Origin of the sequence: Pseudomonas sp. SW-3 (assembly GCF_016615645.1) — a bacterium.
In the GTDB taxonomy this organism is placed as follows: Bacteria; Pseudomonadota; Gammaproteobacteria; order Pseudomonadales; family Pseudomonadaceae; genus Aquipseudomonas; species Aquipseudomonas mandelii.
Map to the genome: position 1 here is coordinate 4789045 of NZ_CP067098.1, position 23306 is coordinate 4812350.

At 59.3% G+C, this 23306-nt stretch carries 19 protein-coding genes, 4 tRNA genes and 1 pseudogene; 9 read left to right on the top strand and 15 right to left on the bottom strand.

Annotated features, from left to right (window positions below; all coding sequences use genetic code 11):
* Positions 1–4: 4 nt before the first annotated feature.
* From flgJ to JIO00_RS21530, 6 genes are all read right to left on the bottom strand, one after another.
* Positions 5–1300 carry a flagellar assembly peptidoglycan hydrolase FlgJ gene (flgJ, locus tag JIO00_RS21505; protein ID WP_010457011.1) on the bottom strand — a complete coding sequence of 432 codons (1296 nt, stop codon included), beginning with the start codon at positions 1298–1300 and terminating at the stop codon, positions 5–7.
* An 11-nt stretch (positions 1301–1311) separates the two neighbouring features.
* Positions 1312–2400: a flagellar basal body P-ring protein FlgI gene (locus tag JIO00_RS21510; RefSeq protein ID WP_010457013.1), complete on the bottom strand. Its 1089-nt coding sequence runs from the start codon at positions 2398–2400 to the stop codon at positions 1312–1314.
* A 27-nt stretch (positions 2401–2427) separates the two neighbouring features.
* Positions 2428–3123: a flagellar basal body L-ring protein FlgH gene (gene flgH, locus JIO00_RS21515; RefSeq protein ID WP_010457015.1), complete on the bottom strand. Its 696-nt coding sequence runs from the start codon at positions 3121–3123 to the stop codon at positions 2428–2430.
* A 51-nt stretch (positions 3124–3174) separates the two neighbouring features.
* Positions 3175–3960, bottom strand: a complete 786-nt coding sequence (gene flgG, locus JIO00_RS21520) for a flagellar basal-body rod protein FlgG (RefSeq protein ID WP_010457017.1) — start codon at positions 3958–3960, stop codon at positions 3175–3177.
* A 45-nt stretch (positions 3961–4005) separates the two neighbouring features.
* Positions 4006–4746 carry a flagellar basal body rod protein FlgF gene (locus JIO00_RS21525; RefSeq protein WP_010457018.1) on the bottom strand — a complete coding sequence of 247 codons (741 nt, stop codon included), beginning with the start codon at positions 4744–4746 and terminating at the stop codon, positions 4006–4008.
* A gap of 365 nt (positions 4747–5111) precedes the next feature.
* Positions 5112–6674 carry a sigma-54-dependent phenylalanine hydroxylase transcriptional regulator PhhR gene (locus JIO00_RS21530; RefSeq protein ID WP_010457020.1) on the bottom strand — a complete coding sequence of 521 codons (1563 nt, stop codon included), beginning with the start codon at positions 6672–6674 and terminating at the stop codon, positions 5112–5114.
* A 383-nt stretch (positions 6675–7057) separates the two neighbouring features.
* Between JIO00_RS21530 and phhA the strand changes: the two genes are divergently transcribed.
* The 3 genes from phhA to JIO00_RS21545 all read left to right on the top strand — a co-directional run bounded on the left by phhA (position 7058) and on the right by JIO00_RS21545 (position 9500).
* Positions 7058–7846 carry a phenylalanine 4-monooxygenase gene (phhA, locus tag JIO00_RS21535; RefSeq protein ID WP_200666807.1) on the top strand — a complete coding sequence of 263 codons (789 nt, stop codon included), beginning with the start codon at positions 7058–7060 and terminating at the stop codon, positions 7844–7846.
* Between the two features lie 104 nt (positions 7847–7950).
* Positions 7951–8307, top strand: a complete 357-nt coding sequence (locus tag JIO00_RS21540; protein ID WP_010457024.1) for a 4a-hydroxytetrahydrobiopterin dehydratase — start codon at positions 7951–7953, stop codon at positions 8305–8307.
* Positions 8307–9500 (top strand): amino acid aminotransferase, encoded by a 1194-nt coding sequence (locus JIO00_RS21545; RefSeq protein ID WP_442793935.1) that lies wholly within the window; start codon positions 8307–8309, stop codon positions 9498–9500. Before JIO00_RS21540 ends, JIO00_RS21545 begins: the two co-directional genes overlap by 1 nt.
* Before the next feature lie 246 nt (positions 9501–9746).
* Here the strand turns inward: JIO00_RS21545 and JIO00_RS21550 are convergent, their stop codons facing one another.
* The gene (locus tag JIO00_RS21550) at positions 9747–10736 is read right to left on the bottom strand and encodes a LysR family transcriptional regulator (RefSeq protein WP_010457027.1); all 990 of its coding nucleotides are present in this window, start codon (positions 10734–10736) and stop codon (positions 9747–9749) included.
* A gap of 90 nt (positions 10737–10826) precedes the next feature.
* On the opposite strand from JIO00_RS21550, the gene JIO00_RS21555 reads away from it, so the two are divergent.
* From JIO00_RS21555 to JIO00_RS21570, 4 genes are all read left to right on the top strand, one after another.
* Complete coding sequence (locus JIO00_RS21555) at positions 10827–11453, top strand: alanyl-tRNA editing protein (RefSeq protein WP_200666809.1); 627 nt, start codon at positions 10827–10829, stop codon at positions 11451–11453.
* 91 nt (positions 11454–11544) lie between these two features.
* A complete protein-coding gene (locus tag JIO00_RS21560) occupies positions 11545–12315 on the top strand; it encodes a 2OG-Fe(II) oxygenase (RefSeq protein ID WP_010457032.1) in 771 nt (256 codons plus the stop codon).
* Between the two features lies 1 nt (position 12316).
* Positions 12317–12955 (top strand): LysE family translocator, encoded by a 639-nt coding sequence (locus JIO00_RS21565; RefSeq protein ID WP_077748608.1) that lies wholly within the window; start codon positions 12317–12319, stop codon positions 12953–12955.
* Positions 12956–13153: 198 nt separating this feature from the next.
* On the top strand, positions 13154–14893 hold the full coding sequence (locus tag JIO00_RS21570; RefSeq protein ID WP_200666810.1) for a dipeptidase: 1740 nt from the start codon (positions 13154–13156) through the stop codon (positions 14891–14893).
* Positions 14894–15040: 147 nt separating this feature from the next.
* Here JIO00_RS21570 and JIO00_RS21575 read toward each other — a convergent pair.
* The 4 genes from JIO00_RS21575 to JIO00_RS21590 form a co-directional block, all read right to left on the bottom strand.
* Positions 15041–15116: transfer RNA gene (locus tag JIO00_RS21575), tRNA-Gly, on the bottom strand.
* A 3-nt stretch (positions 15117–15119) separates the two neighbouring features.
* Positions 15120–15195: transfer RNA gene (locus tag JIO00_RS21580), tRNA-Glu, on the bottom strand.
* 105 nt (positions 15196–15300) lie between these two features.
* Positions 15301–15376 (bottom strand) — tRNA-Gly (locus JIO00_RS21585).
* Between the two features lie 3 nt (positions 15377–15379).
* Positions 15380–15455, bottom strand: a tRNA-Glu gene (locus JIO00_RS21590).
* A gap of 378 nt (positions 15456–15833) precedes the next feature.
* Here JIO00_RS21590 and JIO00_RS21595 point away from each other — a divergent pair.
* Positions 15834–16604 carry a hypothetical protein gene (locus JIO00_RS21595; RefSeq protein WP_010457037.1) on the top strand — a complete coding sequence of 257 codons (771 nt, stop codon included), beginning with the start codon at positions 15834–15836 and terminating at the stop codon, positions 16602–16604.
* Between the two features lie 974 nt (positions 16605–17578).
* Here the strand turns inward: JIO00_RS21595 and JIO00_RS30205 are convergent.
* The 4 genes and pseudogenes from JIO00_RS30205 to JIO00_RS21610 form a co-directional block, all read right to left on the bottom strand.
* Positions 17579–18460 carry a methyl-accepting chemotaxis protein gene (locus JIO00_RS30205; protein ID WP_370655173.1) on the bottom strand — a complete coding sequence of 294 codons (882 nt, stop codon included), beginning with the start codon at positions 18458–18460 and terminating at the stop codon, positions 17579–17581.
* Between the two features lie 27 nt (positions 18461–18487).
* Positions 18488–19543 (bottom strand): annotated as a pseudogene (locus JIO00_RS30210) (HAMP domain-containing protein); the annotation flags it as partial.
* Positions 19544–19651: 108 nt separating this feature from the next.
* Complete coding sequence (locus JIO00_RS21605; protein WP_200666812.1) at positions 19652–21043, bottom strand: aminotransferase-like domain-containing protein; 1392 nt, start codon at positions 21041–21043, stop codon at positions 19652–19654.
* A gap of 186 nt (positions 21044–21229) precedes the next feature.
* A complete protein-coding gene (locus JIO00_RS21610; RefSeq protein WP_200666813.1) occupies positions 21230–21991 on the bottom strand; it encodes an SDR family oxidoreductase in 762 nt (253 codons plus the stop codon).
* A gap of 236 nt (positions 21992–22227) precedes the next feature.
* Here JIO00_RS21610 and JIO00_RS21615 point away from each other — a divergent pair, with 236 nt between their 5' ends.
* Positions 22228–23232, top strand: a complete 1005-nt coding sequence (locus JIO00_RS21615; protein ID WP_172791458.1) for an NADP-dependent oxidoreductase — start codon at positions 22228–22230, stop codon at positions 23230–23232.
* Positions 23233–23306: the final 74 nt, after the last annotated feature.

Below are 23306 nucleotides of genomic sequence, written 5' to 3' on the forward strand. Positions count from 1 at the left end.
GTGCCTATAGAGGCGTAGTAGAAGCGCCCGCCGCAGCGTAGTTTTGGTAACTCGTCATCTGCTTGGCTATCTGCGAAATCTTGCTTGCGTAGGCCGGGTCTGTCGCATACCCGGCTTTCTGCAGCTCGCGTACAAACTGTTCTGGGTTATCGGCAGACTTCAGAACATCTTGATAGCGATTATTGGTTTGCAGCAAAGTCACCAGGTCATGGAAGCTGTCTTTGTACGAATCGTAGGAGCGGAACTCTGCCGTCTCCTTGACCATCTCGCCATTCCTGAATTCGCTGGTGATCGCTCGCGCCGATTCCCCCTTCCAACTGCTGCTGGCCTTGATGCCAAACAGGTTGTGACTGCTGCTGCCATCCTGGGCACGCATGACCGATTTGCCCCAACCGGTTTCCAGGGCCGCCTGGGCCACCAGGTAACGCGGATCGACGCCGATACGGTCGGCGGCTTCCTTGGCCATCGGCAGCATGGTGTTGACGAATTCGTCGGCGGAACTGAAGGCTTTCTTCGGTGGTGCCAGCGGAATCTGCGCCATCGCACGGCCGTAAACCTGCAGACGTCCGCTCGACTTGTTATCGGTTGGCGAGGGCAGCCAGTCGCCATTGAACAGCGGGCCGGCACCGGTCACGACCGGAGTCGCGGCGCGCTCAGGCAGCAAGGCTTTGTTCGGGGTTGTAGCGGCAGTCGTTGCCGAAGGCACCAGGCCGGCGAGCAAGCGATCGGCCAGTTTCGGCGGCAAGGCCAGACGGCGCTGATTGATCAGCTCCATGTCATTGTGATGCGTGCCCTCGCCTGTTGGCGCTTTCACCGAACGCGAGGCCCACAACGGACGCTGACCATTGAGCCGCGACAGCGGACCGTCGGTGGCCGCGGTGCCTGCGGCAACCGGTGTCGGCACGGCCGCTTTCGCCGCTTCCTGCTTGGCGGCGGACGCGGCTGCGGCCTCGCCCGGCGCCAGCGGTTTGTTCTTCGACATCTGGCGCATCAGCACGTCCGCCAGACCGATACCGCCGCCCTCGCGGGACATGGAAACGGCCAACTGCTGGTCGTACATTTCCTGGTATTGCTTGGCCGCTGGCGTGTTGAGCGGATTGTCCTTGCCCAGCGCATCGGTGGCCGAGCGCATGGACTTGAGCATTTCACCGAGGAACAGCGACTCGAATTCCTGCGCCACTTTGCGCATGTTCGCGTCACTGTCCTTGTCGCCGACCTTGAGCTGGTTCAAACGATTCAAGTCCGAATAGGACCCCGAATCGTTGCTGCTGACACCCAGGCCGCCCTTGCGCATATCCATGGTCGCTGTCCTCAGATCACAATCAGGTCGGCTTGCAACGCGCCAGCCTGTTTCAATGCTTCGAGGATCGCCATCAAGTCACCCGGTGCCGCGCCGACCTGGTTCACCGCACGCACAATTTCGTCGAGGGTGGTGCCCGGGCCGAACTTGAACATCGGCTTGGCTTCTTGCTGAGCGTTGACCCGCGAGCGCGGCACAACGGCGGTCTGGCCATTGGACAGAGGGCCGGGCTGGCTGACAATCGGGTCTTCGGTGATGGTCACCGTCAGGCTGCCGTGAGTCACGGCGGCCGGTGAAACCTTGACGTTCTGGCCGATCACGATGGTGCCGGTGCGCGAGTTGATGATGACTTTCGCCACCGCCTGACCCGGATCGACTTCAAGGTTTTCGATGATCGACAGATAGTCGACGCGCTGACTTGGATCGAGCGGCGCGCTGACCCTAATCGAACCACCGTCGATGGCCTGGGCAACGCCAGGGCCGAGCATGTCGTTGATCTTGTCGACGATGCGCTTGGCGGTGGTGAAGTCCGAACGGTTGAGGTTCAGGGTCAGGCTGTTGCCCTGGTTGAAACCGCTTGGCACCGAACGCTCCACCGATGCACCGCCCGGGATACGACCGGCCGACGGAACGTTGACGGTGATCTTCGAACCGTCGCGGCCTTCGGCATCAAAACCGCCGACCACCAGGTTGCCTTGGGCGATTGCATAGACGTTGCCGTCGATACCCTTGAGGGGTGTCAGCAGCAAGGTGCCGCCGCGCAGGCTCTTGGAGTTACCGATGGACGAAACGGTGATGTCGACCTGCTGACCCGGCTTGGCGAACGCCGGCAGATCAGCACTGATCGACACGGCGGCGACGTTCTTCAACTGCACGTTGCCCGAACCCGGCGGCACCTTGATGCCGAACTGCGAGAGCATGTTGTTGAAGGTCTGCAGAGTGAACGGGGTTTGCGTCGTCTGGTCGCCGGTGCCATTAAGCCCGACCACCAGGCCGTAGCCGATCAATTGGTTGGAGCGCACGCCGGAAATACTGGCGATATCCTTCAGCCGCTCGGCTTGCGCGTTGAACGCAGCCGAGAGCATCAGGGCAGCCACCATCAGGTGTTTAAGATTCAACGTGGCCACCTAGAAAGGGAACAGCGGGCTGAGGAAGAAACGGTCGAACCAGCCTGGCTGACTCGCATCGGCAAACGCACCGGTGCCCGAGTAGGTGATGCGTGCATCGGCGACGCGGGTCGACGACACGGTGTTGTCGGTGGAGATGTCATCGGCGCGCACCATGCCGGCAATCCGCACCAGCTCATCGCCGGTGTTGAGCGTCAGCCACTTCTCTCCGCGCACGGCGATGATGCCGTTGGGCAGCACGTCAGCGACGGTCACCGTGATCGAGCCGGTCAGGCTGTTGCTCTGCCCGGACTTGCTGTCGCCCTTGGTCGCGCGATCACCTTCGTAGCCAACGTCCAGGCTCAGGCTACCGCTGCCCACAGGGTCGCTGGTGCTCAGGCCACCGCCAAAGAACGAGCTCAGGCCGATGTCGGTCTTGCTGTTCTTGCCGATTTGCGAGTTGGCGTTCTTGCTGGCCTGGGTGCGCTCGTTCAGGGTGATGGTGATGATGTCACCGACCCGGAACGCCTTGCGGTCGCTGTACAGGTTCTGTTCAAAGCCGGCCTGATAGATCGAGCCGTTATTGGCGGCAGCCGGCAACGGCGTGCGCGGCAACACCGGGGCGTAGTAAGGGTCATTGGGCTTGGGTGGCGGAGCGACGCAGCCCGCGAGCACGACGACCCCACTCAGTGCCAGAACAGATACAAAGCGATTCATGACCCTACCTCACGGTGTTGCAGACGACCTCATGGCCGCCTCATAGACTGATTACAGATTCTGCGTTACGAACGAGAGCATCTGGTCGGCGGTGGAGATCACCTTGGAGTTCATCTCGTAAGCGCGCTGAGTGGTGATCATGTTGACCATCTCTTCAACGGTGCTGACGTTGGACGTTTCCAGGGTGTTCTGCAGCGTGGTACCGAAACCGTTCAGGCCCGGGGTGCCGACTTGCGGCGCGCCGCTGGCAGCGGTTTCCAGGAACAGGTTGTTACCCACGGCTTGCAGGCCGGCCGGGTTGATGAAATCGGCGGTTTGCAGGTTGCCGATCACCTGGCTGGCCGGGTTACCCGGAACGGTGACCGACACAGTGCCGTCGCGACCGACCGTGAAGGTCTGCGCGTCGTTCGGAATGACGATGGCCGGTTCCAGGGCGAAGCCGCTGGCATTGACGATCTGGCCGTTGGAATCGAGGTGGAACGTGCCGTCACGGGTGTAGGACGTGGTGCCGTCCGGCTGCAGAATCTGGAAGAAACCGCGACCATCGACGGCCAGGTCCAGCGGCTGCTCAGTGGTTTGCAGGCTGCCGGCGGTGAAGTTTTTCTGGGTGCCGACGATGCGCACACCGGTACCCACTTGCAGACCCGACGGCAGTTCGCTGTCCTGGGTCGACTGGGCGCCTGGCTGGCGCTTGATCTGATAGAGCAAGTCCTGGAACTCGGCACGGTCACGTTTGAAACCCGTGGTCGACACGTTGGCCAGGTTGTTGGAAATGGTCGTCAGGTTGGTGTCCTGGGCGGACAGACCTGTTTTGGCAACCCATAGAGCCGGAAGCATTCGATTCTCCTCGTGCGCCTGTTTTACGGCGCGACGTTCTGATAATTAGCTGATCTGCAAGACCCGAGCCATGGCCTGGTCATCGTCTTTGGCGGTGTTCATCATCTTGATGTGCAGCTCGAACTGCTTCGACAAAGCCAGCACCGAGGTCATCTCTTCCACGGCGTTGACGTTGCTCGACTCAAGGAACCCGGACACCAGTTTGACGCCTGCATCGGCTTGCGCCGGCTTGCCGTCCTTGGTGTGGATCGAACCATCCAGGCCTTTGGTCATGTTCTTCAGGTCAGGGTTGACCAGCTTGATACGGTCGACTTCAGCCATCACACGCGGGCCTTCGCCCATCGCACGGATGCTGATGGTGCCGTCTTCGCCGACTTCGATCTGCTGCTCGGGCGGCACGGCGATCGGTCCGCCATTGCCCATCACCGGCATACCGTTGCCGGCACGCAGCACGCCCAGGGCGTCCACGTTCAGGCTGCCGGTGCGCACGTAGCTTTCAGCGCCATCGGGGGTCTGCACGGCGATCCAGCCGTTGCCTTGCACCGCGACATCGAGGTCGCGACCGGTTTCAACCAGCGAACCTGGTGAGAAGTCGGTGGCCGGACGCTCGGTCATGGCAAACGCACGCGCCGGAAAGCTGTCACCAAACACCGGCATCGAACGGGCCTGTTCCAGGTCCTTCTGAAAACCGTTGGTAGAGATGTTTGCCAGGTTGTTGGCATGAGCCTTCTGCGCCAGTGCATTCTGGCTGGCGCCGGTCATTGCCACATAAAGGTACTTGTCCACACTCTTTCCTCTGCATGCCGGACGTTTGCCGCCCACCGCTGTACTGTTGAGCGATAAGCAATTTACAGACCAACTTTTTTCTGGCGGTGCGAGGCCCGGCAAACAAAGGACTTGAGGGGTTTTGCGGGGATTGGGGAAATGTATCGGAGACGAAAAACCGGCGGTGTTATGCCGGTTGGTGGCAAGTGCTGGCCTTTGCAGCCAACAGGATCCCCTGCGGCGAGGGAGCTTGCTCCCGCTGGGCTGCGAAGCAGCCCCAAAAAGATTGGCCGAGCGTGACAGTCAGATCATGCCGGATGGTCTTACGGCCGCTTCGCGCCCAGCGGGAGCAAGCTCCCTCGCCACAAAGTTGTCATTGCTTCAGCTTAAGCGTCGGGGTCTTTGCCGACTTCATACTCACGCAACTTGTTGGCAATGGTCGTATGCGAAACCCCCAACCGCTTGCCCAGCTGCCGACTGCTCGGATGCTCGGAATACAACCTCTCCAGCACCGCTTTCTCAAAGCGCCCGACGATCGCATCCAGCCCGCCTTCGAGGGAGAAATCGCCAAGCGGCTGACGCACGCCGTAATCCGGCAAGCGAATGTGCTCGGCCTTCACGGTCCCGCCTTCGCACAACGAAACCGCCTGGAACAACACGTTTTCCAATTGCCGGACGTTGCCCGGCCAATGGTAATGACTGAGCCGCTCCATCGCCGCTGGCGCCAGCTTCGGCAGCGGGCAACCGATCTGACGACTGGCCTGGTCGAGGAAGTGCTCCACCAACGGCGTCAAACCATCGAGGCATTCACGCAGCGGCGGAATGTGCAGTGAGAGCACGTTCAAGCGGTGATACAAATCCTGGCGAAACTCGCCCCGCGCGCATAACTCGGACAAGTCCACCTGCGTCGCGCAGATCACCCGCACATCCAGATAGACCTCTTCATCACTGCCCACACGACGGAAGCAACCGTCCTGCAAGAAGCGCAGCAATTTCACCTGCAAGCGTGGGCTCATTTCCCCGACGCCATCGAGAAACAACGTACCGCCCGCCGTCAGCTCCAGCAGCCCAAGCTTGCCTTCGGCACGCGCGCCTTCGAAGGCGCCGGGGCCGTAGCCGAACAATTCGGTCTCGGCCATCGACTCCGGCAAACCGGCGCAGTTGAGCGCCATCAACGGCGACTGCCCGCGTGGGCTGGCAAGGTGGCAGGCGCGGGCCAGCAATTCTTTACCCGTGCCGGTTTCGCCTTCTATCAATAGCGGTGCATCCAGTGGCGCCATGCGCCGCGCTTCGCGGACCACCGCGGCCATGACCTTCGAGCTTTGGAAGATGCTGTCGAACCCGCGCAGTTCCTGCTTGCGCACGTTGTAGATGCGCTCCCCCACCCGATCAGCGCGGTGCAGCGTCAGGACTGCACCGGCCATGGCTTCGCTGTCGTCATGCTCGGATTGCAGCGGTGCGATGTCAGCGAGGAACACATCGCCCTTGACCTTGACCCGCAGCCCGTTGATGCGCGACTTGTTGGCACGCACCAGTTCCGGCAAATCAAAATCCTCGGCGTAACGCGACAGCGGAATCCCCGGCACCTCATCCACCCGCACCCCGAGCAACTGCGCCGCTGCACGGTTGGCCGCCACGATGGAGCCGCCCATGTCGATCGACAACACCGGAAACTCCAGGGCGCCGAGCAAGGCATTGAGCTCCATGTGCCGACGCTCGCTGGGCATCAGCCCTACACGCTTGACGCCAAATACCCCGGCAATCGACTCGAATTTCGGACGCAACGCCTGGAACTGAATATTGATCAGGTTCGGGCAGTGCAGGTAGATCGCATTGCCATGCTCACCGCCGACCTCGCCGCGAGCGACGTTGATTCCGTACTCGACCAACAAGTTGAGAATGTCGCGCAGGATGCCGATGCGGTTCTGGCAGTGGACTTTGATACGCATATAAAGGCCCAAGAGAAACGGTCAATAGGTTGGATGCCCGAGGTACAACCCTGTGGGAGCGAGCCTGCTCGCGAATGCGTCGGTGCATTCGGCATTGATGTGTCAGGCAGAACGCTTTCGCGAGCAGGCTCGCTCCCACAGGGTATTTTTTTGCTGGCACGCTCAGATAGCCGTCAAGATTATGTGACAGGCGCAACGCTTTTCAAACCCGAAAAACTCAATACTTGCGCCACCGCGATCCATTCGTAACGAAAACTTTACGAAAACTGGAGAGATTTCCTACACAGGGCACGATTCACCTACTGCAACGCGGCACGCCTTGGAGTATTTCTAAGTCCATAGCAGCACATAACAAGAATGAAATCCCCTAGCAGGAGAGCAGCATGAAGCAGACGCAGTACGTGGCTCGCGAGCCCGATGCGCAAGGTTTTATCGACTACCCCGCTGAAGAACATGCGGTGTGGAACACGCTGATTACTCGCCAACTGAAAGTGATCGAGGGGCGTGCGTGCCAGGAATACCTGGACGGTATCGAAAAACTCGGCCTGCCCCACGACCGCATTCCGCAACTCGGTGAAATCAACAAAGTCCTCGGTGAAACCACCGGTTGGCAAGTAGCCCGAGTGCCGGCGCTGATCCCCTTCCAGACCTTTTTCGAATTGCTGGCCAACAAGCAGTTTCCAGTGGCGACCTTTATTCGGACCCGCGAAGAGCTGGATTACCTGCAAGAGCCGGATATTTTCCACGAGATCTTTGGCCACTGTCCGCTGCTGACCAACCCTTGGTTCGCGGAATTCACCCACACCTACGGCAAGCTTGGCCTACAGGCCACCAAGGAAGAACGCGTGTACCTCGCGCGTCTCTACTGGATGACCATCGAGTTCGGCCTGGTCGATACACCAGAAGGCCTGCGCATTTACGGCGGCGGCATTCTCTCCTCGCCGAAAGAGACCGTTTACTGCCTGTCGAACGAACCTGAGCATCAGGCCTTCGATCCGCTGGAATGCATGCGCACGCCTTACCGCATCGACATCCTGCAGCCGCTGTACTTTGTCCTGCCGAACCTCAAGCGTCTGTTTGATGTGGCTCATGAAGACATCATGGCCATGGTCAAGCAAGGCATGCAGCTCGGTTTGCACGCGCCTAAATTTCCACCAAAAAAAGCCGCGTGATCCGCAGCTTTTAGAATCAAGTGAGCCTGTCAGGACACGACGCTTTGCTATAGCGTGGTGAAACTGACGGCCGATTTCCAATCATTCGATTTCAGGAACCCATCATGTCCACATTGAATCAAGCCCATTGCGAAGCCTGCCGCGCCGATGCCCCTCAGGTCAGCGACGAAGAATTGCCGATCCTGATCAAGCAGATCCCGGACTGGAACATCGAAGTGCGCGACAGCGTGATGCAACTGGAAAAAGTGTTCCTGTTCAAGAATTTCAAGCACGCCCTTGCATTCACCAACGCAGTCGGTGAAATCTCCGAGGCCGAAGGCCACCACCCTGGCCTGCTCACCGAGTGGGGCAAAGTCACCGTGACCTGGTGGAGCCACTCCATCAAGGGTCTGCACCGCAACGACTTCATCATGGCCGCGCGCACTGATGAAGTGGCCAAGAACGCCGAGGGCCGCAAATAATGCATTTCGACGCCATCGGTCGAGTACCCGGCGACCCGATTCTCGGCTTGATGGAAGCCTATGCGCAGGACCCGAACCCGCGCAAATTCGACCTTGGCGTGGGCGTCTATAAAGATGCCCAGGGCCTGACGCCGATTCCCCAGTCCGTGAAGCTGGCCGAGCAGCGCCTGGTGGATCGCCAGACCACCAAAACCTACATCGGTGGTCACGGCGAACCGGCGTTCGGCAAGGCGATCAACGAGCTGGTACTTGGCGCCGACTCCCCGCTGATCGCCGAACAACGGGCCGGCGCCACCCAGACACCGGGCGGCACCGGCGCGCTGCGCCTGAGCGCCGACTTCATCGCCCAGTGCCTGCCGGGCCGTGGCGTGTGGCTGAGCAACCCGACCTGGCCGATCCACGAAACCATCTTCGCGGCGGCCGGGGTCAAGGTCAGTCATTACCCCTACGTCGGCAGCGACAACCGTCTCGACGTTGAAGCCATGCTGGCAGTGCTCAAAGACGCGCCGAAGGGCGATGTGGTGTTGCTGCACGCCTGCTGCCACAACCCGACCGGTTTCGATCTGTCCCATGACGATTGGCGCCGCGTGCTGGACGTGGTGCGCAGCCGCGATCTGGTGCCGTTGATTGATTTCGCCTACCAGGGCTTCGGCGATGGCCTGGAACAGGATGCGTGGTCGACCCGGCTGTTCGCGGCCGAGTTGCCGGAGGTGCTGATCACCAGTTCCTGCTCGAAAAACTTCGGGCTGTACCGCGATCGCACGGGTGCGCTGATTGTCTGTGCGAAAACCGCTGAGAAGCTGATGGATATCCGCAGCCAACTGGCAAACATCGCCCGCAATCTGTGGTCGACGCCGCCGGATCATGGCGCTGCCGTGGTCGCGACGATTCTTGGCGATCCCGAGTTGAAAAGCCTCTGGGCCGACGAAGTGGAAGCCATGCGTTTGCGCATCGCCCAATTGCGCAGCGGCCTGATGGAAGCGCTTGAACCCCATGGTTTGCGTGAGCGTTTTGCGCATATCGGTGTGCAACGCGGGATGTTTTCCTACACCGGCTTGTCGCCGGAGCAAGTGAAACAGCTTCGTGATCATCACAGCGTGTACATGGTCGGCACCGGCCGTGCGAACGTGGCCGGGATCGATGCAACCCGCCTTGATCTGCTGGCCGAGGCCATCGCCGAAGTCTGCAAGTAACCTCAAGCCCTGCACACTCCCACCTGTGGGAGCGGCGGTGCGGCGATCCGACTTGCTCGCGAAAGCGCTGTGTCAGGCGACATAGATGTCGACTGAGACTCCCTCTTCGCGAGCAGGCTCGTTCTCACATTTGTTTGGTGCTGACCCTTCCAACAAACCAATCGCTGAAGTTGCGCCCGGCCGCGTCAGCGGCGAGAGGTCTGCAACCTCACCAGAGTGGGAGCGAGCCTGCTCGCGAAGGGCCAGTCAGAGCAATCCATCACTCTCGGGCAACTCATACTCCGCCGCAACCTTCCCAGCCCTCCCCGGCTTGCTCAGGGTCGGCTCCTTCTCCAGGCACTCCACCAGATAATCAATAAGCACCCGCAATTTCGGCGGCAAATAGCGCGTCGGCGAATGCAGCAACCAGGCGCCGCCATGGTAGGACGCGAGGAAGGTCCAGTCCGGCAGCACCTGCACAATCAACCCTTGCTCCAGCGCATAACGCGCCGTGAAATACGGCAGACTGCCAATCCCGATGTGCTGCAACACCGCCCCCAGCCGCACGCCTGTGTGATTCGCCGCATACCGACCGCGCACACCGACCGTCACAGCCTTGCTGCCTTTCTTGAATTTCCAGCGCGCATCGCTCGGGGTTTCACCCAGGTAGATACAGCTGTGGTTGAGCAAGTCGTGGGGATGCGTCGGCGTGCCATGTTCGGCGAGGTATTGCGGTGTAGCGCAGAGCAAATGGTCGATGGTGAGCAATTGCCGCCCGACCAACCCTGCGGGCGGTCGATCGGTAATCCGAATCGCCAGATCAACGTTGTCGTCGATCAGATCCACCTGCCTATCCTCAAGCAACAACTCCACATCCACTTTGGGATAACGGCGCAGAAATTCCGGCATATGCGGGTGAATCACAAATCGACCGACCGCCTTGGGCACGCTGACCCGAACCAGCCCTTCCGCTTCATGGGTGAACTGCCCGCTGATTTCCATCACGGACTTGGCCGCACTGACCATTTCCTGGCAACGCTTGAACACCTCTTCGCCACCGTCGCTCAAGCGCAGCTTGCGCGTGGTTCGCTGCAGCAGACGCGTGGCCAACGCTTTTTCCAGACGCGAAATACTGCGACTCACCGCCGAGGGTGAAGAACCCATCTGACGAGCCGCTTCGGAAAAGCTGCCGGTCTCGACAACCTTGACGAAAATCGCCATTTCACCCAGTAACGGCAGTGGAAGATTTATGCTCACAGCGCAACAGTCCTTTGATGTTTGAACGGATTATCACGCAATTCCACGATTCATATAATAAAAAGAGAAACTTTAATGAGGACATGGAATATGACGCTTCGCCTCTTTTTCCATAGTGATGACCTCAAGGCCAATGTGGAAGTCCTGGATTGCACGCCCCAGGAAAACGAGTTTGCGGTGGTGCTGCGCGCCACGTTGTTTCACCCCCAGGGTGGCGGCCAGCCTTGCGATACCGGCTGGATCGGCGAAAGCCAGGTGCTGCGCGTGGTCCAGGACCCGGACCGAATCATTCATTTTGTCGACCGGCCAATAAAACCCGGCATGACTCAGATCAGGATTGACGAGCAACGCCGCCGGTTCAATTCGCGCATGCATTCGGCCGGCCACCTGATCGGCCATTTTGTCCAGGCACTGGGCTGGATGCCGGTCAAGGCTCATCACTGGCCGGGCGAAGGACGCGTGCAATTCAAACCGTTGGAGTCGGCAAAAGAGATGGATGCCGAGATGATTCAGCACGGCATCGAGCAATGGGTCGCCCATGACCTGCCGCGCCTGACATCGATGCGCGAAGGCGCCCGGGAAATTGGTTTCGGTGAGCTGCCCGCCTACGGCTGCGGCGGCACCCATGTACGTAGCCTGAAGGATTTGGGCACGGTCACGATCGCTTCCCTTTCACTGAAAAAGGGAATGCTGTCAGTCCACTACAGCGTGGATTGAGCTTTCGGCGATGTCGTCCCCGGCATCGCCCGACGCCCGGGGAGCCCGCATTCGCGGGTTCTGTTGACTATCTAATAGATGGACCTAAGACATGATGCTTGACGTCGAGCGTCTCGATGAGACGTGCATAAAAAAACTGGCCAATGAAGAAGTCCTCGCCATCCGCGTCAAAGGCCTGCTGCCCCAGCCGCTGGCGATTCAGATTGGCGACAAGATCCTCGCCCCGGGTTTTGAAGGCTATATCAATGCGCCGAGCATCGGTCGCATCGGCATGGCGTTTTATGAGGCGGAAAATCAGCCGCTGCTGATCGAAGATTATTTCGAGCATGCCTCGCGCAACATCGCGGAATTACGCAAACGTTGCGCGCCCTACTCGTCCCCGGTCGACACCTTGCGCTGCATGCTCGATGAGTCCTGGCCGGCGGGTGCGCACCTGGAAAATCTCTACGGCCGCAAGATGTATGTCGGCCTGTCCCGCGTGGTGAAACCAGGGGTGTGCTTCCTGGCCCATCACGACATTTTCGCCAAGGATGCCCCCGACAGTTACCAGGCCAGAAGCCTGGAAGCGCAGTTCGCCTGCAACGTTTACCTGAACATGCCCTCCGAGGGTGGCGCCTTGCAGATGTGGGACCACGATATTTCTCCGGATCAATTCGACGAGATGCGTGGCGACAGCTACGGCATCGACCCGGCCTTGCTCGGCACGCCGGCCCTGGAGATTCGTCCTGAGCCGGGTGATTTCATCATGTTCAATTCGCGCTGCATGCACTCGGTAACACCCGGCGTGGCGGATCCGCGATTGAGCCTTTCGTTCTTTGTCGGCTATCGCGGCAATGCTTCACCCCTTACTTTCTGGAGTTGAAATGCTTTCGAATTACCTGGGCGAGTTCCTTGCGCTGGCGACTATTCACTTTCTGGCTGTGGTCGCACCTGGACCGGACTTCGCTGTCACCATCCGTCAAAGTGTGCGTTTCGGCCGGTTGGTCGGGATCTGCACGGCCCTGGGCATCGGTGCGGGGATTTCCGTGCACGTGCTCTACACCCTGCTCGGGGTCGGCGCGTTGATGCATACGACGCCCTGGTTACTGACGGTGGCCAAGGTGGTGGGCGGCGTTTACATTTTGTACCTCGGTGTCAGCCTGCTACGCAGTAAACCCAAATCCGCGCTTGAGGGGGACAAAGTCGCCAACGAGCCCGTCGTCGAACAAACACTGTTGAAGGCGTTCACCACCGGCTTTTTGACCAACGCGACCAACCCCAAGGCAACGCTGTTTTTCCTGGCAATTTTCACCACGCTCATCAGCGCTACGACACCCTTGAAGATCCAGGCGCTGTATGGGGCCTGGATGTGTTTTGTGAACGCGCTGTGGTTCGTGATCGTCGCGCTGTTCTTTTCCAGCGCCCGGGTGCGATTGCTGTTCATGCGCATGGGGCATTGGTTCGAACGCACCATGGGGGTGATTCTGATCCTGTTCGCCGGGCGTTTGATTCTCTCGATGTAAGAGCGCCTCAAACGCAAAAGGCCCGCTCAGTCTGACTGACGGGCCTTTTTCGTTTCTGCGCCGCTTTTGCATTTCTGTGCGACAGATCCCACATCAGGGACTCCCGTAACACTCCGTTACAGTGTTAGCTTGGAACCGTTTCTGTCTCATCGATCAGAAACTTCTCACTCCACTGCCTGCAAAGGAATGCCAACAGCAATGAATTTCTCACTCAAGCACCTGGCTGCGTCAACCCTGATACTGGCCAGCCTTTCGTCGTTCACCCTGACAGCGCAGGCCAACATCACCCCGCAACAGAGTGCGGCGATCCTCAAGACGTTCAGTGACACCTCCGTAACGGATTTCAGGCAATTCCTGGGAGGCCTGGCCAAGAGCGACCTCGGCAAAACCGACAATCTCGGCTCCGCCATCAGCGCCTTCCTCGACAACAAGACCCTCACTCCAGACCAGCAAAACGAAATCCATCGCCTGCTTGGTCTCTACGCACGGGTGAAATACGGTGCCGCCGCTACCGAGACCCTGCGCGAGCTGGTGGCTATCCCGACCTTCCGCGTCGAGGGCGTTGATCAACACGACAATCCCGAATTCATCAAGATCGCCGACAAGATCAAGGGCCTCGCCCAGGCGTTCAACCTGAACTTCCGCAACATTGACAACCGCGTCTATGAAATATCCCTTGAGGGCAGCGGCGACGAAGTCGTGGGCATTCATGCGCATGCCGATGTGGTGCCCGTAACGCCGGAGAACTGGGTTCTGAAAGACGGCACCAAACTTGATCCGTTCAAGGTCACCCTGATCGGCGACCGCATGTATGGCCGGGGCACCGAAGATGACAAGAACGGTATCGTGGTAGCGCTTTATGCGATGAAGGTCATCAAGGAAGAGAAGCTGCCGCTGGCGCGCAATTTCAAGCTGCTGGTCGATACCACCGAAGAAACCACCGGCGACGCCATCCCTTATTACTTCGAACACAACCCGACACCCAACTACAACCTGGCGCTGGATGGCGGCTACCCGGTAGTGATTGCGGAGAAAGGCTACGGCACCGTGATGGCGAACTTTGCCAAACGCAAGGCTGAGGGCAAGGGCGCCGAGATCATCTCGATGACCGGCGGCATGGCCACCAACCAGATCCCGTCGACATCGGTCGTCACCCTTTTGAGTGAGAAGCCTGTCGAGTTGGCCGCCAGCCTGCAGAAGGCCGGCGCCGAATATGCCAAAAGCAATGGCGGCAACTTCGACGTCACCGCCAAAGTTGATGGCAAGGATGTCAAATTGACGGTCACCGGCGTTTCCGCCCACTCCTCCGAGCCCGAATCCGGCATCAACCCGGTGTCGAGAATGCTGGGTTTCATCAATAGCCTCGACGGCAAGGTTGCGCTCAAGCACAACCACATCACCGACGCCGCCCGCTACGCTGCCGACAACTGGGGGCTGGATTACCTGGGAGGCAAATTGGGGGTCGGTTTTTCCGATGCTTTCATGGGACCGCTGACTGCTTCGCTGACCTATGTCGGGATGGACGATAAAGCCTTCAAGCTCGCGGTCAACCTGCGAGTGCCGAAGGGCAAGTCGCCGGAAACGCTCAAGTCTGAAATCGCCGATAAGCTTGATGCCTGGAGCAAAAAGACCCACGTCGCGGTGGCCTTAGACTACTCGATCGCCGAGCCGATGTACCGCAACCCTGAAGGTGAATGGGTCAAGGCCTTGCTCGCCGTGGCCAGCGAAAACCTGGGCATGGAACACAAGTACGGCACCTCTGCGGGCGCCACTTCGGTCCATGACCTGCCCAATGGCGTGCAATTCGGCCTGGCCAGGCCCGAGGTCAAGTACACCGGCCACACCGACAACGAGTTCAAGACGGTAGACCAGTTCCTGCTGGACCTGCAGATCGTGACGGAAATGATGGGGCGGATCGGGCAGTTGCCGAAACTCTGATCGCCTTTTCGGACCCGCTGTTGTGGCGGGTCCGACGCGTTGATCATCTTGATGCCGGCACCGTCAAAAAAAGGACCGTCGGGCCTTTTTATAAATGGCACACAAACAAAAACGCCGCTCATTGCTGAGCGGCGTTTTTGTTGAATATGGAGCGGGAAACGAGACTCGAACTCGCGACCCCGACCTTGGCAAGGTCGTGCTCTACCAACTGAGCTATTCCCGCAAATGGCGTCCCCTAGGGGACTCGAACCCCTGTTACCGCCGTGAAAGGGCGGTGTCCTAGGCCACTAGACGAAGGGGACACGCTAACTGAAACACATGGTGTGTATTTCAGTGCCCAAATCCGCATCCGAAGATGTCGGCTCTGGCTTCACTCAGCCCTGCCCGAAAGCAACGCTGCTTAAAATTGGAGCGGGAAACGAGACTCGAACTCGCGACCCCGACCTTGGCAAGGTCGTGCTCTACCAACTGAGCTATTCCCGCATATGGCGTCCCCTAGGGGACTCGAACCCCTGTTACCGCCGTGAAAGGGCGGTGTCCTAGGCCACTAGACGAAGGGGACACACGTACAACATTCACTCCCTACCGCGTTTCGCTGTGTGCTTTACGCTGTAAGTGGCGCGCATTCTATGGATGGATTGAGGGGTCGTCAACCCCCAGATATAAATTTATTTAAATCAATGACTTCGCCCCGCTTTCAGCCGGGATTCCGGCTTTTGCACCTGCTGACCTTTGGCGACTATATTCTGATAACCACCAAGACGTTATAGTCCGTCGCTGAAGATGATGGCAATCTGAACCACGATTGCCAGTATTTATATAAGTCGAACCCCGGCCGATATAAAGATAGCCACAACCGATTCAACTCGTCGAGCGGTCCTATGCGCCCAAATGCCAAGCCACTACACTCGATCGCGAACCCTATAAAGAGGTCTTACCGGTGACACCACTCATGATCACCCTGCTAGTCGTAGCCGGGATCGCACTATTGATCGCCATTGGCTACATGAACCATGTGGTGGAAAACAACAAGCTGGAAAAGGCCCGTACCAAGGTTGAACTCAACGACCGCCTGCGTCGCTGCGGCGAAATCACCGAGACCTTCCCCGGTCAGCTGATGACACCTGGCCTCAAGCTGCTGCTGACCCGCCTGGAACTCAATGTCTGCAAGCGTTTGCTCAACCTGGAAAAAACCAGTTCCAACCTCAGGGCCCGGATTACCGAACTCGAAGCCCTGGTCGCGCAAGGCGAATCGATCCCGGTCAACAATCCGCCGGCACCGATCCAGACCGAGGCCAAGGCCAAGGACGTGCGTTTCCTGCTCGAAGCCCTGCACGGCCAAATCACCCGCGCCGCACAGGATGGCTTCCTGCCGACCAACGAAGCCAAGCGCTGGATCCGCGAAGTGCGCCACATTCTGGTCCTGCTGCACATCGAGTTCTTCAATAACCTGGGCCAGCAATGCCTGCAACAAAACCAGCCAGGCCAGGCCCGCCTCGCCTTCGAGCGCGGTGTGCAATACCTGCGTAAACAGCAGGAACCACAGATCTACGCCGAACAGCTCGAATACCTGGAAAAACTCCTGGCGCGAGCCAACGCCATGGTGATGGACAACATCGCGGCCGTTGAAAGCGAGACCAACCAGTTGAACGCCGGCCTCAAAGAAGTTGAAGCGGATGCGGACTGGAAGAAAAAAGTGATCTACGACTGATCGGAAGAATCAAGGAAGCCACCGCGAGGTGGCTTTTTTTGGACTGGGTTTGGCGGGTGAGTACTGCCGGTCAAGATGGATTGGCGGCGAGGCCGTCATCACTGGCAAGCCAGCTCCCACAGGGTCAGGTGTTCACCTGCAAGTCATTGGTCGGCTGTCAGGCCGCCTTCGCGGGCAAGCCTCGCTCCTACAAGGGGTTCGCTGTACACGCTTCGCTCTTCACCACTCATCAGGCCGAGCGTTAGCTCGCCTGCAGCTTGGCCGTCATCGCTGGCAAGCCAGCTCCCACAGGGTTAGGTGTTCACCTGCAAGTCATTGGTCGGCTGTCAGGCTGCCTTCGCGGGCAAGCCTCGCTCCTACAAGAACTCAGCGTACAGCTTTTGATTCTCACCACTCATCAGGCCGAGCGTTAGCTCTCCTGCAGCTTGGCCGTCATCGCTGGCAGGCCAGCTCCCACAGGGTCAGGTGTTCACCTGCAAGTCATTGGTCGGCTGTCAGGCCGCCTTCGCGGGCAAGCCTCGCTCCTACAAGAATTCAGCGTACAGCTTTTGATTCTCACCACTCATCAGGCCGAGCGTTAGCTCGCCTGCAGCTCTTGATCTTGATCTACCCGCCCCTTTCGGGAGGCTGAGTGGAGGTGTTCATCCGGGGAGTGGCGCGTAGCGCCGTTCGACGCAGTCGAACACGCTGCATGTAGGTCGTCGCGAAGCAGACCGGAGGGCAGTGTCCCCGGATGGATACCGGAGCGAAGGAACGCCGAGCCTTAGCGAGGGGCCGGACGCTTGGGGCGAGACTTTTTGGTTCCTTTTGTGGCGTTTGACAAAAGGGACTCGCCGTAAGGGCGAAACCGCCAGCCGCCGTTACCGCAGAAATGGATATGTACCCGGTCAACCACAACATGGTCGGCCCGAAGGCCGCCATCGCGAGCAGGCTCACTCCCACATTAGATCTGTGCACATACGCAGGGAGACAAATCAGAGCCGGAAGTGTCCGACCATCCCCTTCAACTCAACCCCCAACTGCGCCAATTCAATGCTCGACGCCGCATTCCCCCGCATCGCCAACGAAGACTGATCCGCACTCGCACGAATACTCGTCACACTGCGATTAATCTCCTCGGCCACCGAACTCTGCTCCTCGGCGGCCGCCGCAATCTGCTGGTTCATCTGCTGAATCAACGACACCGCCGCCGCAATACTTCCCAGCGCACTCTCAGTCTGCAACGCGTCACTCACCGCCAGCTTCACCAGCTCACCACTGTTCTGAATCTGCTGCACCGACGACTGCGCCGCCGAACGCAAGGCGCTCACCAGACGCTCAATCTCCTCGGTCGATTGCTGAGTGCGCTTGGCCAACGCCCGAACCTCATCCGCCACAACCGCAAACCCCCTGCCCTGCTCGCCGGCCCGTGCTGCCTCGATCGCCGCATTGAGCGCCAACAGGTTGGTTTGCTCGGCGACACTCTTGATCACACTGAGCACCGTGCCGATGTTCTGGATTTCTGCACTCAGGCTTTCGATGCTCGAACTGGCCGACGTCGCCGAATCCGCCAGCTGCTCGATCCGCGCCATGCTTTGGCGCACCACCTGCTGGCCACTTTCCACCTTACCGTCCGCCGTTTGCGCAGCCTGAGCGGCTTCCTCCGCGTTACGCGCCACATCGTGCACCGTCGCCGTCATCTGATTCATCGCCGTGGCGACCTGCTCGGTTTCTTCCTTCTGGCTGCTGACCTCCAGGTTGGTCTGCTCGGTCACCGCCGACAAGGATTGCGCCGAGCTCGCCAACTGCTCGATACCGGCCTGCAAACCGCTGACGATGGTGCTCAGCCCCGCCCCCATCTGTTGCATGGCCTGCATCAACTGGCCGATTTCGTCACGGCGCGTCACTTCAACTGTCGCACTCAAATCACCTGCGGCGATCTGCTGCGCAACACGAATCACACTGCGCAGCGGCGCCACGATCAATCGGGTAATGACCCACGCCGCGATCAACCCGACCAGCAACGCCAGGGCCGAGGAGCCGATGATCAGCATCGAGTTCTTTTTCAATTCGGCCTGCATCGACTGGTCTTCGGCGACATACGCCTGATCGACCCGCTCCACCACCTGCGCAGCACGCTGGTGCAGTTGCTCATAGACGGTTTTTTCCTGGGCTAACAGACCGGTGTATTCGGTCAGTTTCTCGCTGAAACTGGTGATGTGACCCGCCACTTCATTGAGGACAGTCTGATAGCCCTCATCCTTGACTGTGGTTTTCAACTGCTCGGCCTGAACCTGCGCCTGATCGGCCTGCTCGATCTTGCCCTGAGCTGCGCTGTCATCGCCCTTGCGGCTCTGATCCAGACGCACACGTGCTTCGTTCATGGCCTGCAGCATCAACCGCGACACCTGGCTGACCTGATTGGCTTGCTCGATGAACTGCCCACCGTCCTTGCCTTCGGACTCCTTCAAGGTATAGGCGCCATCGTCGGCAAGCCCGGCTTGCAGGACATCCAGATTATTGGCCACGCTGGACACCGACCAACTGGCCATTTCCAGGGCCAGGTCCTTGGCCTGACTCAGCGAGACGAATTCGTCGAAGGCCTTGCGATAAGCCGCCAGGGACTGCTCGACGTCATTCATCACTGGCACGTTGGCCGCTGAAGCAGCCTTGAGCTGCGTCGCCAAGGCGATCAGGCCATCAACCCCCTGGCGCAGGGCATCCGCAGTTTTCGGGTTGCCGTGCAAGGCGTATTCCTGCTCAAGCAGTCGCACCTTGAGCAAACCGCTGTTGAGCGACGACATCTGCTTGAGCCCGTCGAAGCGCTGACTGATGGTTTGCAGGGACCAAACGCCGATGGCTGCCACCAGGGCCGTCAACAGCAGCACCAAGACAAACCCGACACCCATTTTTTTTGCCATACCGAGGTTGGCAAAACGTCCTTGCACGGCCGAAATCATTGCACTTAGTCCCCTGACATAGTCTGTTGACGCAGATTCGCAATGGGCATGGGCCAGCACAAGTCTCTGGCGTCGGAATAATGGCAAAAAGCTACGTCCACGTCGTTTTCAGAACGCTTTAGGTCGATTCGCAGCGGTCGCCTGAAAAAAAGCCCGGGCACGAGGATCACAGGCATAAGCGACGTTGATGCGCTGCCAATCTTTCGCCTGGCCGTCAGGACTGAAGGCCGTGGCAGAAGACAGCAGCACACCGCAGCGCCGGGCCTGTTTGCGCACCTGAGCGTAGTCGGACATCCGCGATCGCGCCCAGATAAACAGGCCACCAGCCGGCTTGCCGAAAACCTCCCACTCGGCGTCTTCGAGCACTTGCAAGGCCGCCTCTCTGTCCGTATTCAAACGCTGGCGCTGACGCTGTACCAGTTTGCGGTACGCGCCGCTGGCCAACAGGCAAGTCAGCACCGACTCGCAGAACCTTGAGGCGCCCATGCTGCTGATCATCTTGACCTCGGCCAATCGCGATATGACCCCTTCGCTGGCCACGACAAAGCCGACCCGCAATGAACTGCTGAGGGTTTTCGAGTAACTGCCAACGTAGATCACGTTGTCATCCCCCCCCAATGCAGCGAGGCGCGTGCCGGGGCCGTAATGCAAATCCGCATAGACGTCATCTTCAATCACCAGCACGCCATGGGTCTTGGTCAATTGCAAAACCTGCTGCGCCATCGCAGGCGTCAGGCAACTGCCCGTCGGGTTGTGGTAGAAACTGTTGATGAATAGCGCGCGGGGCCGGTGCTTTAACAATAGTAATTGCAGTTGCTCCGTGTCGGGCCCGCGCGGGGTACGAGGCACCTCGATCATCGTCACACCGTGCAGCCTGAGCAGGTCAAACAACAGTGGATACCCCGGACTTTCCACCACCACGCAATCTCCCGGCTTGAGCAAGGTGCGCACGATCAGGTCGAGCCCCTGACTGGCACCTGCGGTGGTCAGGATACGGTTTTCATCCACTTCGATACTGAGCCGTCCAAGGCGTTTGAGAATTTGCAGACGCAAGGCAGGCAGGCCTCGGGAAGTGCTGTAGTTGAACAACCCGGCCATGTCGGTACGGCTGACCTGACGAATCGCGTAGCTCAGGTCGTCAGTCTCGCGCCAGCTCTCCGGCAACCCGCCACAGCCCAGCTTAAGTTCGCCCGAGCAGCCGCCCTGTTTCAGTTCCGCCCCTTCGAACCAGAGGCAATCCTGTTGCCCCTGGGCGACCAGCGTTGGCGTGGCGACAATGAAACCGGCGCCATGACGCGGCGCCAGCACACCTTGAGTCACCAGCCGCTCACAGGCTTCGACGACGCTGGACTGACTGAGCAGATTGACCCGCGCGATGTGCCGCGCAGAAGGTAAACGTGTCCCTGGCTGCACCTCGCTCTGACGGAGCCAGACGGCCAACCCATCGACGATTTGCTGTACGACCGGCACCAATGCCTGTCGATCGATTCTCAATTCCATGAGCAAGCAAACTCCTGTCCATTTGCGGGGAGCAGTTAATCACAGGTGCGCAGGATCGGATGTGCGACAACGCCGCCAAAACCCTCGGTTCTAACCATTTGAAACACATTGTCCGCCGCCCTTCGCGACACCATGAAAAAGCCCGCACGTGTGCGGGCCTTTTCCTACGAGGCAGGTCTTGATGGGTCAGAACGCCGTGACACCACCGTCCACTGCCAGCGAGTGACCGGTGGTGAACGCCGCGCCGTCGCTGCACAGATACAGCACGGCACTGGCGATTTCCTCGACCTTGCCGATGCGGCCGACCGGGTGCATGGCGTTGGCGAACTCGCCCTTCTTCGGGTCCGCTTCATAGGCGCGACGGAACATGTCGGTGTCGATCACCGCCGGGCATACCGCGTTTACGCGAATCTTTTTCTTGGCGTATTCGATCGCCGCCGACTTGGTCAGGCCGATCACCGCGTGTTTCGACGCCGCGTAAATGCTCATCTTCGGCGCCGCACCAAGGCCCGCCACCGAAGCGGTGTTGACGATCGCGCCGCCACCCTGGGCCAGCAGCAACGGCAACTGGTACTTCATGCACAGCCAGACGCCTTTGACGTTGACGCCCATGATCGCGTCGAACTCATCAAGGGTGCCTTCAGCCAGTTTGCCTTTTTCGATCTCGATGCCGGCATTGTTGAAGGCGTAGTCCAGACGGCCGTAAGTATTCACCACTTCGTCCATCAGATTTTTTATATCGCTTTCCAGCGTGACGTTGCAGCGCACGAAGGTCGCTTCGCCGCCCGCTGTACGAATCAGCGCCACAGTGCCTTCGCCCCCGGCCGTGTCCATGTCGGCCACCACCACTTTCAACCCTTCAGCGGCGAATGCCTGGGCGGTCGCGCGGCCAATACCGTTGGCAGCGCCGGTCACCACGGCGACCTGGCCGGAAAACGTCATGCTCATTGTTATGCCCTCAAAGAGAAGAATGCGGGGGATCGTGTGTTTCCAGTCTAGCCACAGGGGCATGGGACACGGCAGCACTATCAGAAGCCCGGTTGAGTGACCATGAGTGGCAGTGATAGAACTGCGGCACCGACTATCACTGCACTGGATCGACGTCCATTCGCCGCATCAGCCAAACTTGCGGCATCGATCATGAAGGTCTATCAACAAGGCTTCATTCATCTTGAGTGCCTGTCATGACTACCCAGACCAATCGCCAGTTCCTGCTCGCCAAACGTCCGGTGGGCGCGGCTACCCGCGAGACCTTTACCTATCAAGAAGTGCCAGTCGGTGAACCGGCTGCGGGTCAGATCCTGGTCAAAAACGAATACCTGTCCCTGGACCCGGCCATGCGTGGCTGGATGAACGAGGGCAAGTCCTACATTCCGCCGGTTGGTATCGGCGAAGTCATGCGCGCATTGGGTGTAGGCAAAGTCGTTGCCTCGAACAATCCTGGATTTGCGGTCGGGGACTACGTCAACGGAGCCTTGGGCGTACAGGATTATTTCCTCGGCGAGCCACGAGGTTTCTACAAAGTCGATCCGAAACTGGCACCGCTGCCCCGTTACCTGTCCGCGCTGGGCATGACCGGGATGACCGCCTACTTCGCGTTGCTTGATGTCGGCGCACCGAAGGAAGGTGACACCGTGGTGCTCTCCGGCGCGGCCGGTGCGGTGGGCAGCATTGCCGGGCAGATCGCCAAGATCAAAGGCTGCCGCGTGATCGGCATCGCGGGCGGCGCGGACAAGTGCAAATTCCTGATCGACGAACTGGGGTTTGACGGCGTCATCGACTACAAGAACGAAGACGTGCATGCCGGCCTTAAGCGTGAATGTCCAAAAGGTGTCGACGTGTATTTCGATAACGTCGGCGGCGATATTCTCGACGCGGTGCTGGGTCGCCTGGCCATGAAAGCGCGCGTGGTGATTTGTGGCGCCATCAGCCAGTACAACAACAAGGAAGCGGTCAAGGGCCCGGCCAACTACCTGTCGTTGCTGGTCAACCGCGCGCGAATGGAAGGCTTCGTGGTGATGGACTACGCTGCTCAGTTCGCCGCCGCCGGGCAGGAAATGGCCGGCTGGATGGCCAAGGGGCAGCTCAAGAGCAAGGAAGACATTGTTGAAGGACTGGAGACCTTCCCGGAGACGCTGATGAAGTTGTTCATCGGCGAGAATTTCGGGAAGTTGGTGTTGAAGGTTTAACCCAACAGTTGATTCACCCCAAAACTAATGTGGGAGCGAGCCTGCTCACTCCCACATTTTTGATCTTCGGTGTT

Excerpts from the sequence above, each read along its gene's own strand:
- JIO00_RS21610 (WP_200666813.1), bottom strand. The coding sequence starts at position 21,991 with ATGAGCATGACGTTTTCCGGCCAGGTCGCCGTGGTGACCGGCGCTGCC.
- JIO00_RS21570 (WP_200666810.1), top strand. The coding sequence starts at position 13,154 with ATGAATTTCTCACTCAAGCACCTGGCTGCGTCAACCCTGATACTGGCC.
- flgJ (WP_010457011.1), bottom strand. The coding sequence starts at position 1,300 with ATGGATATGCGCAAGGGCGGCCTGGGTGTCAGCAGCAACGATTCGGGG.
- JIO00_RS21540 (WP_010457024.1), top strand. The coding sequence starts at position 7,951 with ATGTCCACATTGAATCAAGCCCATTGCGAAGCCTGCCGCGCCGATGCC.
- JIO00_RS21560 (WP_010457032.1), top strand. The coding sequence starts at position 11,545 with ATGATGCTTGACGTCGAGCGTCTCGATGAGACGTGCATAAAAAAACTG.
- JIO00_RS21510 (WP_010457013.1), bottom strand. The coding sequence starts at position 2,400 with ATGGTGGCTGCCCTGATGCTCTCGGCTGCGTTCAACGCGCAAGCCGAG.
- JIO00_RS30205 (WP_370655173.1), bottom strand. The coding sequence starts at position 18,460 with ATGCAGGCCATGCAACAGATGGGGGCGGGGCTGAGCACCATCGTCAGC.
- JIO00_RS21555 (WP_200666809.1), top strand. The coding sequence starts at position 10,827 with ATGACGCTTCGCCTCTTTTTCCATAGTGATGACCTCAAGGCCAATGTG.
- flgG (WP_010457017.1), bottom strand. The coding sequence starts at position 3,960 with ATGCTTCCGGCTCTATGGGTTGCCAAAACAGGTCTGTCCGCCCAGGAC.
- JIO00_RS21615 (WP_172791458.1), top strand. The coding sequence starts at position 22,228 with ATGACTACCCAGACCAATCGCCAGTTCCTGCTCGCCAAACGTCCGGTG.
- JIO00_RS21545 (WP_442793935.1), top strand. The coding sequence starts at position 8,307 with ATGCATTTCGACGCCATCGGTCGAGTACCCGGCGACCCGATTCTCGGC.
- JIO00_RS21530 (WP_010457020.1), bottom strand. The coding sequence starts at position 6,674 with ATGCGTATCAAAGTCCACTGCCAGAACCGCATCGGCATCCTGCGCGAC.
- JIO00_RS21565 (WP_077748608.1), top strand. The coding sequence starts at position 12,317 with ATGCTTTCGAATTACCTGGGCGAGTTCCTTGCGCTGGCGACTATTCAC.
- flgH (WP_010457015.1), bottom strand. The coding sequence starts at position 3,123 with ATGAATCGCTTTGTATCTGTTCTGGCACTGAGTGGGGTCGTCGTGCTC.
- JIO00_RS21605 (WP_200666812.1), bottom strand. The coding sequence starts at position 21,043 with ATGGAATTGAGAATCGATCGACAGGCATTGGTGCCGGTCGTACAGCAA.
- phhA (WP_200666807.1), top strand. The coding sequence starts at position 7,058 with ATGAAGCAGACGCAGTACGTGGCTCGCGAGCCCGATGCGCAAGGTTTT.